Origin of the sequence: Actinomadura bangladeshensis (assembly GCF_004348335.1) — a bacterium.
Lineage (GTDB): Bacteria > Actinomycetota > Actinomycetes > Streptosporangiales > Streptosporangiaceae > Spirillospora > Spirillospora bangladeshensis.
The window spans coordinates 1-13,210 of sequence record NZ_SMJW01000059.1; the positions used below are offsets into that span (position 1 = coordinate 1).

Annotated in this window: 10 protein-coding genes; 5 read left to right on the forward strand and 5 right to left on the reverse strand. The window is 72.0% G+C overall.

Annotation, left to right across the window (positions count from 1 at the left end; genetic code table 11):
• Together E1284_RS14150 and ileS are read right to left on the reverse strand one after the other, a co-directional pair.
• On the reverse strand, positions 1-203 hold a 203-nt coding region (locus tag E1284_RS14150), incomplete at its 3' end, for a DUF1707 SHOCT-like domain-containing protein (RefSeq protein WP_131939560.1).
• A 169-nt stretch (positions 204-372) separates the two neighbouring features.
• On the reverse strand, positions 373-3,573 hold the full coding sequence (gene ileS, locus E1284_RS14155; protein WP_131939530.1) for an isoleucine--tRNA ligase: 3,201 nt from the start codon (positions 3,571-3,573) through the stop codon (positions 373-375).
• 722 nt (positions 3,574-4,295) lie between these two features.
• Between ileS and E1284_RS43065 the strand changes: the two genes are divergently transcribed.
• The 3 genes from E1284_RS43065 (at position 4,296) to E1284_RS14170 (ending at position 6,297) form a co-directional block, all read left to right on the forward strand.
• On the forward strand, positions 4,296-4,676 hold the full coding sequence (locus E1284_RS43065; protein ID WP_243714477.1) for a TraR/DksA family transcriptional regulator: 381 nt from the start codon (positions 4,296-4,298) through the stop codon (positions 4,674-4,676).
• Positions 4,677-4,744: 68 nt separating this feature from the next.
• Positions 4,745-5,365: a signal peptidase II gene (gene lspA / locus E1284_RS14165; protein ID WP_243714474.1), complete on the forward strand. Its 621-nt coding sequence runs from the start codon at positions 4,745-4,747 to the stop codon at positions 5,363-5,365.
• The gene (locus tag E1284_RS14170) at positions 5,365-6,297 is read left to right on the forward strand and encodes an RluA family pseudouridine synthase (protein ID WP_131939533.1); all 933 of its coding nucleotides are present in this window, start codon (positions 5,365-5,367) and stop codon (positions 6,295-6,297) included. Before lspA ends, E1284_RS14170 begins: the two co-directional genes overlap by 1 nt.
• Before the next feature lie 17 nt (positions 6,298-6,314).
• Here E1284_RS14170 and E1284_RS14175 read toward each other — a convergent pair whose 3' ends face one another.
• The 3 genes from E1284_RS14175 to E1284_RS14185 are packed head-to-tail and all read right to left on the reverse strand — an operon-like array spanning position 6,315 to position 7,656.
• Positions 6,315-6,626 (reverse strand): AzlD domain-containing protein, encoded by a 312-nt coding sequence (locus E1284_RS14175; protein ID WP_131939534.1) that lies wholly within the window; start codon positions 6,624-6,626, stop codon positions 6,315-6,317.
• Positions 6,623-7,336 (reverse strand): AzlC family ABC transporter permease, encoded by a 714-nt coding sequence (locus tag E1284_RS14180; RefSeq protein WP_131939535.1) that lies wholly within the window; start codon positions 7,334-7,336, stop codon positions 6,623-6,625. The genes E1284_RS14175 and E1284_RS14180 overlap by 4 nt, the downstream gene beginning before the upstream one ends.
• On the reverse strand, positions 7,333-7,656 hold the full coding sequence (locus E1284_RS14185) for a chorismate mutase (RefSeq protein ID WP_131939536.1): 324 nt from the start codon (positions 7,654-7,656) through the stop codon (positions 7,333-7,335). Before E1284_RS14185 ends, E1284_RS14180 begins: the two co-directional genes overlap by 4 nt.
• Before the next feature lie 448 nt (positions 7,657-8,104).
• Between E1284_RS14185 and dnaE the strand changes: the two genes are divergently transcribed.
• Entirely contained in the window at positions 8,105-12,796 is a 4,692-nt protein-coding gene (gene dnaE, locus E1284_RS14190) for a DNA polymerase III subunit alpha (protein WP_131939537.1), read from the forward strand.
• A complete protein-coding gene (locus E1284_RS14195; RefSeq protein ID WP_131939538.1) occupies positions 12,796-13,191 on the forward strand; it encodes a hypothetical protein in 396 nt (131 codons plus the stop codon). Before dnaE ends, E1284_RS14195 begins: the two co-directional genes overlap by 1 nt.
• The last annotated feature ends 19 nt before the right edge of the window (positions 13,192-13,210 follow it).

Below are 13,210 nucleotides of genomic sequence, written 5' to 3' on the forward strand. Positions count from 1 at the left end.
GGCTCCTTGCGGAGGTTCACCTGGGGCCGCGGCGCATGCTCCGACGGCAGGTCGCTGAGGACGGGCTCGAGGTCGGCGTACGTCTTGGCCTTGTAGACGGCGTCGATGCGCTCGGCGTGCTCCTCCGGCGTGATGCGCCCTTCCGCCAGCGCCTCGCGCAGGCGGTCGGCCACCTCGTCGCGGTCGGCGTCCGACGCGCGCATGCTCGCGGGTGACGGCGGGGCCGGAGGCTCGGAGCCGGAAGGCTGCTCGGGAAGACTCACCGCACCATCATCTCAAACGAGATGTGTCGCGACGAACCCCGTTACGGAAAAGTTCTCCGCCGCGCCCGGATCCGGCCGGGCGCGGCGGAGGCGCTGAGCCCCGCGGGGCTCAGCTCTTGCGGAGGTAGTAGGTGAGCCCCAGGTCCTCGTCGCGGGTCGCGGGGACGCCGGCGGGGCGCCCCTCGCTCACCGCGGTCGCGAGGACCTCGGCGGCCACCTCGGCGGTGTGGGCGCGCAGCGCCTCCGCGAGGTCGGTGCCGGTCGCCTCCCACCACAGCTCGATGCGGTCGGTGACCTCCAGCCCGGCGGCCTTGCGTGCCTCCTGGACGAGCCGGACGGCCTCCCGCACCAGCCCCGCGCGGCGCAGCTCGGGCGTGACCGTGAGGTCGAGCGCGACGGTCTCGCCGGCGGCGCTCTCCACCGCCCAGCCGCTGCGCGGCCGCTCGGTGACGATCACGTCGTCGGCGGTCAGGGGCACCGTGCCGAGGCCGGCGGCCTCCACCTCGGCCGTGCCCGCGCGGACCGCCCGCACGAGGTCGGCGGCGCCGGCGGAGGTGATCGCCTTGGCGACCTTCGGGGTGTCCTTGGCGTAGCGCTTGCCGAGCTCCCGGAAGTTCGGCTTGACCTCGTACTCGACGAGGTCGCCGCCGATCGAGGACAGCTCCTCGAACGCCTGGACGTTCAGCTCCTCGGAGATCTGCGCCCGCAGCTGCGCGGGCAGCGCGGACCAGCCGGGGGCGCCGACGAGGGCGCGGCCGAGCGGCTGGCGGGTCCGGACGCCGCTCGCGGACCGCGCGGAGCGCCCGAGCTCGACCAGCCGCCGGACGAGCGCCATCTGCGCGGTCAGCGCCTCGTCGAGGAGGCTCTCGTCGACGGCCGGCCAGTCGGCCAGGTGCACCGACTCGGGGCCGTCCTCGGGGCGGATGACGTCCCAGACGTGGTCGGTGATGAACGGGACGATCGGCGCCATCAGCCGGGTGAGGGTCTCCAGGCACTCGTACAGCGTCGCGAACGCGGCCGCGCCCGCCGCGGTCTCCGGGCCCTCCCAGAAGCGCCGCCGGGACCGCCGCACGTACCAGTTCGACAGGTCGTCCACGAACTGCGAGAGGCGCCGGCCCGCGCGGGCGGTGTCGAACTCCTCCAGCGCCGCGTCGACCTCGCGGACGGTGCGGTGCAGCTCGGCGAGCGCCCAGCGGTCCAGGAGCGGCCGGTCGGCGGGTGCGGGGGCCTCCGCCAGCCGGTCCGGCGTCCAGGCGCGCCCCTGCGACTCGGCCGCGTTGGCGTACAGGACGAAGAACGAGGCGGTGTTCCAGTACGTGAGGAGGACCTTGCGGACGATCTCCTCCAGGGCCCCGTGCCCGACCCGGCGGGACGCCCACGGCAGCCCGCTCGCGGCCATGAACCAGCGCACCGCGTCGGCGCCGTGCTCGTCCATCAGCGGGATGGGCCGCAGCACGTTGCCGAGGTGCTTGCTCATCTTGCGGCCGTCCTCGGCGAGGATCAGGCCGAGGCACACGACGTTCTCGTAGGACGACCGGTCGAACACGAGCGTCCCGACGGCCATGAGGGAGTAGAACCAGCCGCGGGTCTGGTCCTGGGCCTCGCAGATGTACTGGGCCGGGTAGGCGCTCTCGAAGACGTCGTTGTTGCGGTAGGGGGCGCCCCACTGCGCGAACGGCATCGACCCCGAGTCGTACCAGGCGTCGATGACGTCGGGCACGCGGCGCGCCTCGGCCCCGCACGTGTCCGATTCCGCGTCTCCGACACGGGCAGAGCACGGGATCGTCACGTCGTCCACGTACGGCCGGTGCGGGTCGAGCGCGGACAGGTCGCGTCCGGCCAGCTCGCCCAGCTCCTTGAGGGACCCCACGCAGGTGACGTGGTCCTCGTCCTCGCCGCAGACCCACAGCGGGAGGGGAGTGCCCCAGTAGCGGCTGCGCGACAGCGACCAGTCGACGTTGTTGCGCAGCCATTCCCCGTACCGGCCGTGCTTGACCGTCTCGGGGTACCAGTTGGTCTTCTCGTTCTCCTCCAGCAGCCGGTCCTTGATCTGCGTGGTCCGGATGTACCAGGCGGGGAGCGCGTAGTAGAGCAGCGGCGTGTGGCAGCGCCAGCAGTGCGGGTAGCTGTGCTCGAAGTGCCCGCCGCGGTACAGCAGCCCGCGCGCGCGCAGGTCGTCGGTGAGGGGCTCGTCGGCGTCCTTGAAGAACTTGTTGCCGACCAGGGGCACCTCGCGCAGGAACCGCCCGTCCGGCCCGATCGGGTTGACGATGGGCATCCCGTACCGCTTGCAGACGGTCATGTCGTCGCCGCCGAACGCGGGCGCCTGGTGGACGAGCCCGGTGCCGTCCTCGACGGTGACGTAGTCGCCGAGCACCACGTAGTGCGCGTCGGGGATGTCGACCAGGTCGAAGGGCCGCTTGTAGGCCGTCCGCTCCAGCTCGGTCCCCTGGAAGGCGGCGAGCCGCTCGGCGTCCTCGCCGAGCACCTGGCCGACGAGGGGCTCGGCCACGACGAGGACCTCGTCCGAGCCCGCCGGGCGGGCCGCGACGTAGGTGACGTCGGGGTGGACGGCCACGGCCGTGTTGGACACCAGCGTCCACGGGGTCGTGGTCCAGATGAGCAGCGAGGCGCCCATCTCGGCCAGCGGGCCGGACGTGGCGGGCATCCGCACGTACACCGACGGGCTGGACACCGTCTCGTACCCGCCGGGCTGGCCCAGCTCGTGGTCGGACAGGCCCGTCCCGCAGCGCGGGCAGTAGGGGGTGATGCGGAAGTCGCGGAACAGCAGGCCCTTGTCGAACACCTGCTTCAGCGACCACCAGACGGCCTCGACGTACTCGGGGTCCATCGTCCGGTAGGCCTGGTCGGTGTTGACCCAGTAGCCCATGCGCTCGGTCATCTCTTCGAACGCGTCCACGTGGCGCAGGACCGACTCGCGGCAGCGGGCGTTGAACTCCGCGACGCCGTACTCCTCGATGTCCTTCTTGCCGGTGAGGCCGAGCTCCTTCTCCACGGCGACCTCGACGGGCAGCCCGTGGCAGTCCCAGCCGGCCTTGCGGGGGACGTGGTGGCCCTTCATGGTCTTGAAGCGGGGGAAGACGTCCTTGAACACGCGGGCCTCGACGTGGTGGACGCCCGGCATGCCGTTGGCGGTGGGCGGGCCCTCGTAGAACACCCAGGGCTCGCCGGACGCGGTGCGCTCCAGCGACCGCTCGAAGACCTTGTTCTCCTGCCAGCGGCGCAGCATGTCCCGCTCCAGGGCGGGCAGATCGACCTGCGCGGGCAGCGGCCGAAAAGCTCGGCTCACGATGGCGGACCTCCGGATCGACGTGACCACGTTGACCGGAGGGACGAGGCGCGCGCCCCGCGGTACCACCCTCCTTGACCGCACCCGCACGGCACGGCCCGCTTCGTTCGAGTCTCGGCTGCCGGGTCTACTGCGCCCGCGGACCGGGTCCGGGGCGGTTCTTCCGGCGGCTCGGGGGTGATCAGACCGCCGCGCTCGCCCCCGGGCTCGCACCGTCCCCGGGTCGCTCATGGCCGCGTTCGGCGGCAGGTGTCCCCGTCAGGGCCTGCCGTAGGACTACTCGGTGAACTCTAACGCACGCGCGGGCCCGGCTCTTCCCCGTCTCCGGCCGCGACCGGCCCGGCGGGCGGCGTGTCGTTCCTTTGCGATTCCGTGCGCCGGAGCAGGGTTTCCAGGCGATCGGCGGGCGGGCATAAGCGGTCGGTACCACGGCCCAGGTTGTTTACCGCGCCCGAGAAAGGGGACTTATGCTGCCCGCACTGCCCGTCGAGGCGATCAGCGCGAGGGAGGCCGACATGGCCGGCGCGACGAAGGGCACGCTGCCCGCACAGAAACCGCCCGCCGGGAAACCGGCCGCCGGGGAGCGGCCCGCGGCGGGCCGCAAGACCCGGGGCAAGGCCCCCGCCGCGAAGAAGGCGGCGCGCAAGCCCGCCGGGCCGGCGCCGAAGCCGGAGGAGGGCCGGGCCGAGGCCGCGGCGGCCGGCGCGGCCAAGGCGGCGGAGCTGCCGGTGCGCGAGGGCGAGCACCGCTGGACGGCCGGCGAGCTCGCCGAGGTGCGGGCCGGGCTCCAGGAGCAGGGCGAGGCCCTGCGCGCCGAGATCGCCGCGTCCGCCAGCCAGATCGCCGAGGGCGACGGCAGCGACGGGGCCGGCGACGACCAGGCCGACGCGGGCGCCAAGACCTACGAGCGCGAGCACGAGCTCGCGCTGTCCTACAATTCACAGGACCTGCTCGCCCAGATCGAGCGGGCCGTCCAGCGGATGGACGCCGGCACGTATGGGATCTGCGAGTCCTGCGCCAGGCCGATCGGCAAGGCGCGCCTCCAGGTCTTTCCGCGTGCGACCCTGTGTGTGACATGCAAACAACGCGAGGAACGTCGCTGAGCGACTCAACGAACCCAGAGGGCGGGGCCGGGGAATCCACGGGATCTCCTCGGCCGCGCCGCGTCGGCGTGCTGGTCGCCGTGGCCCTGGCCGCGCTGATCGCCGACATCGTGTCCAAGATCATCGTGGTGGCGACGCTGCAGGACCGGGAGCCGATCCGGCTGCTCGGCGGGCTGCTGACGCTGCTGGAGACCCGCAACAGCGGGGCCGCCTTCTCGATCGGCACCGGCTACACGGTCGTGTTCACCCTGATCGCCTGCGGCGTGGTGGCGGCCATCCTGCGGACCGCCCGCAACCTGCGGAGCCTCCCGTGGGCCGTGTGCCTCGGGCTGCTGCTCGGCGGCGCGCTCGGCAACCTCATCGACCGGCTGGTGCGCGCCCCGGCCCCGCTGAAGGGCCACGTCGTCGACTGGATCCAGCTGCCGCACTGGCCGGTGTTCAACCTGGCCGACTCGGCGATCGTGTGCGGCGGCGTCCTCGCCGTGCTGCTGGCGGCGCGCGGCCTGCAGGTCGACGGGACCCGCATCGCCGACACCGCCGACGACGACCCCCCGGAGCCGGACGCCAAGGCCGAGCCCGAGCCCGAGTCCAAGGCCGCGCCCGAGTCCGGGGCCGAGCCCGAGGCCGCGCCGGAAGCGGAGTCCGCGGCCGGGGAGCCGGAGGCGGCTCAGGAAGAGAAGCGGTCCTGATGGGCGACGTGCGGAACCTGCCCGTGCCGGACGGGCTGGAGGGCGAGCGGGTCGACGCGGCGCTGGCCCGGCTGTTCGGGCTGTCCCGGAGCAGCGCGGCCGAGATCATCGCCGCGGGCGACGTCCTGCTGGACGGCGCGGAGGTGGCGACCAAGTCCGAGCGGCTGCGCGCCGGGGCCTGGCTGGAGGTCACGCTCCCGCCCCCGCCGGCGCCGCCCGCGCCGGTCGCCGAGCCCGTCCCCGGGATGGGCATCCTGTTCGAGGACGACGACATCGTCGTGGTGAACAAGCCGATCGGCGTCGCCGCCCACCCCACCACCGGCTGGACGGGCCCGACCGTCCTCGGCGGGCTGCTCGGCGCCGGGCACACGATCGCGACGAGCGGCGCGTCCGAGCGGCAGGGCATCGTCCACCGGCTGGACGCCAACACCACCGGCGCGATGGTCGTGGCGAAGAGCGAGATCGCGTACTCGCGGCTCAAGCGCGCGTTCAAGGAGCGCCGCATCGACAAGCGCTACCAGGCGCTGGTGCAGGGCCATCCGGACCCGTTCCGGGGGACCGTCGACGCGCCGATCGACCGGCATCCCTCCGGCGACGGCCGGTTCGCGGTCGTGGCCGGCGGCAAGCCGTCGGTCACGCACTACGACACGGTCGAGGCGTTCCGGGCCGCGACGCTGCTCGACATCGTCCTGGAGACGGGGCGCACCCACCAGATCAGGGTGCACATGTCCGCGATCCGGCACCCGTGCGCGGGGGACATGGCCTACGGCGCCGACCCGACGCTCGCGGCCCGGCTCGGCCTGAAGCGGCAGTGGCTGCACGCCGTCCGGCTGGGGTTCGAGCACCCGACCAGGGGCGAGTGGGTCGAGTTCCAGAGCCCCTACCCGGACGACCTGGCCCGCGCCCTGGAGATCGTCGCGGCGGAGTCCTGACCGCCGAGTCCTGACCGCTACAGGCCGAGCAGGCGCAGCCCGGCGGTGACGCCGGCGGCGATGATCAGCACGACCAGGAACGGGGCGCGCAGCACGAGCGCGGCGACGGCCGCGCCGAGGCCCGCGAGCCGCGCGGGGTCGAAGTCCAGCGACTTCCCGTCGGCGAGGGCCTGGACGGCGATCAGCGCGGTCAGCAGCGCCACCGGCACCAGTTCGGTGAACCGGCGCACCCGCGGGTCGTCCAGGACCCGCTGCGGGGTGACGAGCCCGGCGAGCTTGAGCGCGTAGCAGCCGAGCCCGGTCGCGATCACCGCGATCCACACGCTCACGGCGCCTCCCTGCGCAGCAGGGCGGGCAGCGCGGCGACGGCGGCCAGCATGACCGGGACGCCGGGCGGCAGCAGCGGCGTCGCCACGACCGCGATCACGGCCGCGGCCACCGCGACCCGCACCGCGCCCCCGCCGCCGGTCAGGCGCGGCCACAGCAGCGCCAGGAAGGCGGCCGGGCCGAGGACGTCCAGGCCGATGGCGTCGGGGTCGCCCAGCCGGGCCGTGCCGGCCGCGCCGAGCAGCGTCGTCGCGTTCCAGGCCAGGTAGAGGCTGATCGCGGTGGTGTAGAACCCGGCGCGGGCCGCCGCCGGGCCGGGCTGCGCGGTCGCGACGGCGGCGGTCTCGTCGATGACGACCTGCGCGGTGACGAGGCGGCGCCACCCGCGCACGCGGAGCGTCCGGGCGAGCCGCATCCCGTACAGGGCGTTGCGCCCGCCGAGCAGGACCGCGCCGAGCGAGCCGGCGACGAGCCCGCCGCCCCCGCCGATGACGCCCGCCAGCGCGAACTGGGACGCGCCGGTGAAGGCCAGCAGGCTCAGCACGCACGCCTGCGCGACGCCGAGGCCCGCGGTGACCGCCGCGGCCCCGAACGCGAGCCCGGAGATCCCCACCGCGACGCCCACGCTCAGCCCGGCCCGGACGGCCGACGCCCGCGCGCCCTCGTCCGACCCGGCGCCCTCGTCCGGCCCGGTGGCCTCCAGCGTGCTCATCGGCGCGCTTCGGCCGCGTCCAGACCCGCCTCGATGACCGCGTTCATGACGCGGGCGAGCCGGTCCGGCCCGAGGGAGGGGGCGTGCGCGGCCATCGCCTCGACGATCTCCCGCTCGCGGCGGGGGTCGCGGCCGGCGAAGCCGCCGACCGGCTTGAGCCGCTGGACGGCGGCGGCCACGGCGGCGCGGTGCTCCAGCAGGACGGCGAGCGCGGCGTCGAGCTCGTCGATCGCGGCCCTGGCCTCGCCGAGGCCGGTGACGGCGGCGGCGTCCGGCAGCGCGACGCGCAGCTCGGCGGAGTCGATCACCTGGTCGTGCATGGCGGATTTCCCTCTCGTGCCTCGGCGGGCCGCACAGGGATCGGTTCGGTGCCCGGGCCGCGCCTGTCGATGGACGTCGATGCGAAAGGCGAAGCCCGATGGGGCTCCGCCTCGGCCGGCTCCGGGGTCGTCGCTCAGGTCGCGGCGGCGACCGGCTCGCCCGGGGCCGGCTGCGTAAACCTGAAATGGCGACGTTCCACGGGCCAGATGGTATGCGCCGCGGCCGCGTCAGCCAAACTCCGGACAATGTGTCTCACGTGCTGAGACGCCGGTCCGAGGAGTGATGGGCGCGTCGGGGCCCGTGGGACCCCAGAGGCGAGTTAGGCTCTCAGGACCGCGTCATCCCGGCGTCCGCCGGGATGACGACCTTCCCCCGGGACCGATGACGCCACCGCGTGCCCCCGGGCACGCGGGCGGTCGCATGCGATGAGCAGGAGGCGCAGCAGGCATGGCCGACTCTTTCGTTCACCTGCACGTTCATACCGAGTACTCCATGCTGGACGGAGCGGCCCGGCTGAAGCAGATGTTCGAAGAGGTGGAGCGGCAGAAGATGCCCGCGATCGCCATGACCGACCACGGCAACATGCACGGCGCCTACGAGTTCCACAAGCACGCCAAGGCCGCCGGTGTCACACCCATCATCGGCTGCCTGCCCGCCGGTCAGGAGATCGTCACCGCCGACGGCGTCAAGAACGTGGAGGACGTCCGAGAGGGCGATCTGGTCCTCACCCACCGCGGTCGTTTCCGGCGTGTGCTGCGGACCATGCGCAGGCAGTACTCCGGCAGGGCGTACACGATCGAGTTGGCGGGCCGGTACGGCCGTACCCTGACCCTCACCGAAGAGCACCCGGTTCTGGTCCGCACGCCGGACGGCCTGGTGGACTGGAAGAAGCCCGGAGACATCACACCGGGCCGCCGTACCGCCCGGGGCGGCGTGCATTCCTGGAACTCCTGGGCCTGCCTTCCCAAACTCGCAGATGAGCGGCAGACCCTCGACGTCCTGTCAGTGCTGCCCGCTGATTTCACGGAGGGCCCGGCCGGCGGTGTCGAGCGTTCGTATCCTTCGGGCGGGCGAGCGAGCGAGTCCTGGTCCGGGTTGCCCCGGCGGATCCCGCTGGATCACGGCTTCGGCTACCTGCTCGGTCTCTACGCTGCGGAAGGGCACCTGCAGAGCCGGGTTGGTGAGCCGACCGGCGGGATCGGCGTCACGCTCGGCCTCGCGGAGCGGGAACTCGCCGAGCGCTGGCGGAGTCTGCTCGGACGCCTCGGGATCGCGACCCAGACGTACGAGCGCCCGGAAAAGGGCTCCCAGGAGATCAACGCATGCTGTGTCCCGCTGGCCCTGATCCTGCGTGAACTGGTCGGCCGGGGGGCTCGCGGCAAGCGGGTCCCGGAGTGCGTCCTCAGCGGGCCCGCCGAGGTCCGTGCGGGCTTCGTCGAGGGATTCCTCGACGGCGACGGGCGCTCCCCGCGACGGGCGTCCAACGCGACCGGCCGCAGGGACCTCAAGGTCGCCTCACGGTCGCTGGCCTGGGGTGTGCGCGCGCTCCTGGCCGACAGGGGGCATTGGAGCACCGTGTCCAGCGGCACGGAGAAGGGGAACTTCCCCCAGGGCGAGAGCAACCGGGACTACCGCTGGTATCAGGTCTCCTATCACCCCGAGCGCGTGTACTCGCGCACTCTCGAAGACGACCGGTACCTGTACCGGCCGATCCGCCATGTGGAGCCCGTCGAGCTTGAGTGCGAGGTCTTCAACTTCGAGGTGGAGGAGGACAACTCCTACGTCTCGGACTTCATCCTGCACAACTGCGAGGCGTACATGGCGCCGGAGTCGCGGTACCACAAGAAGAAGGTCCAGTGGGGCGAGCCGAGCCAGAAGCGCGACGACGTCTCCGGCGGCGGGCTGATCAACCACATGACGCTGTGGGCGCGCAACCGGACCGGCCTGCACAACATGTTCAAGCTGTCGAGCCGCGCGTACACCGAGGGCTTCGTGTTCAAGTACGCGCGCATGGACGAGGAGCTGCTCGCCGAGCACGCCGACGGCGTGATGGGCACCACGGGCTGCCCGTCCGGCAAGATCCAGACGCGGCTGCGGCTCGGCCAGTTCGACGAGGCGCTGAAGGCCGCCGCCACCTTCCAGGACATCCTCGGCAGGGACAACTACTTCCTCGAGCTGATGGACCACGGGCTGGAGATCGAGCGCCGCGTCCGCGACGGCCTCATCGAGATCAGCAAGAAGCTGAACATCCCGCCGGTCGTCACGAACGACTCGCACTACACGCACGAGTCGGAGGCCACCGCGCACGACGCGCTGCTGTGCGTCCAGGTGGGCAAGCAGCTCGCCGACCCCGACCGGTTCCGCTTCGACGGGTCCGGCTACTACCTCAAGACGGCGGACGAGATGCGCGGCATCGACACGTCCGACATCTGGCTCGAAGGCTGCCGGAACACCCTCCTCGTGGCGGAGAAGGTCGACCCGGAGGGCATGTTCGAGTACCAGGACCTCAGCCCCCGCTTCCCCGTCCCCGAGGGCGAGACGGAGGAGAGCTGGTTCCGCAAGGAGGTCTGGAAGGGCCTGGAGCGCCGCTTCCCGGACGGCCTCCCCGAGGGCTACAAGGAGCAGGCCGAGTACGAGATGGGCGTCATCCTCGGCAAGGGGTACCCGTCCTACTTCCTCGTCGTCGCCGACTTCATCATGTGGGCCAAGGAGAACGGCATCCTGGTCGGGCCGGGGCGAGGGTCCGCGGCGGGCTCGCTGATCGCCTACGCGATGGGCATCACCGACCTCGACCCGATCCCGCACGGGCTGATCTTCGAGCGGTTCCTGAACCCCGAGCGCGCGTCCATGCCCGACATCGACATCGACTTCCCTGAAGACCGGCGCGCCGAGGTCATCAAGTACACGACGGAGAAGTGGGGCGCCGACAAGGTCTCCTTCATCGCCACGTTCGGCACCATCAAGGCGAAGGCCGCGATCAAGGACGCCGGCCGCGTCCTCGGCTTCCCGTACGCGCTCGGCGACCGGATCTCCAAGGCGTTCCCGCCCGCCGTCATGGGCAAGGACATCCCGCTGTCGGGCATCTTCGACGACAAGCACCCCCGCTACGGCGAGGCGGGCGAGCTGCGCAAGCTGTACGAGGAAGAGACCGACGTCAAGCAGATCATGGACCTGGCGCAGGGCCTGGAGGGGCTGATCCGCCAGACCGGCGTGCACGCCGCCGGGATCATCATGTCCGGTGAGACGATCACCGACCACGTGCCGATCATGCGCCGGGACGCCGACGGGGCGATCATCACGCAGTTCGACTACCCGACCTGCGAGACGCTCGGCCTGCTGAAGATGGACTTCCTCGGCCTGCGGAACCTGACGATCATCGACGACGCGCTCAAGGGCATCAAGAAGAACAAGGGCGTCGACGTCGACCTGCTCGGCCTCCCGCTGGACGACCAGAAGACCTACGACCTGCTCGCGCGCGGCGACACCCTCGGGGTGTTCCAGTTCGACGGCGGCCCGATGCGCTCGCTGCTGCGGCTGATGAAGCCCGACAACTTCGAGGACATCTCCGCCGTCGGCGCCCTGTACCGGCCGGGCCCGATGGGCGCGAACTCCCACACCAACTACGCGCTCCGCAAGAACGGCCAGCAGGAGATCACCCCGATCCACCCGGAGCTGGCCGAGCCGCTCAAGGAGATCCTCGACACGACCTACGGCCTGATCGTCTACCAGGAGCAGGTCATGGCGATCGCGCAGAAGGTGGCGGGCTACACGCTCGGCAAGGCGGACCTGCTCCGCCGCGTCATGGGCAAGAAGAAGAAGGCCGAGCTGGACGCCCAGTTCGTCGGGTTCGAGCAGGGCATGATCGACAACGGCTTCTCCAAGGAGGCCGTGAAGACGCTGTGGGACATCCTCGTCCCGTTCTCCGACTACGCCTTCAACAAGGCGCACTCCGCCGCGTACGGGCTCGTCTCCTACTGGACGGCCTACCTGAAGGCGAACTACCCGGCCGAGTACATGGCGGGGCTGCTGACGTCCGTCGGCGACGACAAGGACAAGAGCGCCCTCTACCTGTCGGAGTGCCGCCGGATGGGGCTGAAGGTCCTGCCGCCGGACGTCAACACGTCCGAGGCCGACTTCACCCCTCTCGGCGACACCGAGATCCGGTTCGGCCTGTCGGCGGTCCGCAATGTCGGCCACAACGTCGTGGACGGGATCGTCGCGGCCCGCAGGGAGAAGGGCGCCTACACCGACTTCAACGACTTCCTGAACAAGGTCCCGCCGCAGGCGTGCAACAAGCGGGTCGTGGAGTCGCTGATCAAGGCGGGCGCGTTCGACGAGCTGGACCACCAGCGCAAGGCGCTGCTGATGGTGCACGAGCAGGCCATCGACTCGGTCATCGACATCAAGCGCAAGGAGGCCATCGGCCAGGACTCCCTGTTCGGCGCGCTGGAGGACGACGGCGGCGAGGACGCCTTCACCGTCGCGATCCCCGAGGGCGAGGAGTGGGACAAGACCACCCTGCTGGCGTTCGAGCGGGAGATGCTCGGCCTGTACGTCTCCGACCACCCGCTCCTCGGCGTCGAGCACATCCTGGAGCGCGAGGCCGACTGCACGATCGCGTCGCTGAACGAGGGCGAGCGGCCGGACGGCCAGATCGTCATCGTCGCCGGCCTGCTGTCCGGCCTCCAGCGCAAGGTCACCAAGCAGGGCAACTCGTGGGCCATGTTCCAGCTGGAGGACCTGGCCGGCTCGATCGAGGTGCTGTGCTTCCCGTCGTCCTACCAGCTGTGCTCCACGCTGCTGGCCGAGGACGCGATCCTGATCGTCAAGGGCAAGCTCGACCGCCGCGAGGACGTCGCGAAGATCATCGCGATGGAGGTCACCCAGCCCGACCTCACGATCACCGACGCGACCGGCCCGCTCTCGGTGACGATGCCGCTCGGCCGCTGCACGCCGCCGACGGTCTCCCGCCTCAAGGAGGTGCTGATCACCCATCCCGGCACGGCGGAGGTGCACCTGCACGTCCAGAACGGGCCGCGCACCACGGTCGTCCGGCTGGACGACCGGCTCCGCGTCGCCCCCTCGCCGGCCCTGATGGGCGACCTGAAGCAGCTCCTCGGCCCGTCCTGCCTCGGCTGATGCCCGCCCGCTGCTGCGCGGCCCCGGCCCTCGCGCGCCTCCTCGTCCTCGCGGACGGGGAGGCGACCCGCTACTCGGTCGCCGCCTGCGCCGCCTGCGGCGGCGCGGTCGTCGAGTACTACGACTACGACGACTGGGACACCGGCAACCCGGCCGACTACGAGAAGTACTGGTGGTGGCGGATGGACGCCCCCGACACCGCCGCCTTCCGCGCGGCGATCGCCTCCTGCCCGGCGCCGCTCGACCCGGCCTGCCCCTGCGCCGTCCACCGGGCCCTCACGCGGCGGACGCCCGATCCCCTGCCGCCGTCCAGGGAGACCCCGCACGACGCCGCCGAGGTCCCGAGGACGCGTTTCACGGTCGAGGACGGCAGGATCGGCTGGGCGGCCCCCTGACCCGTCCGGCGTCCCGCGC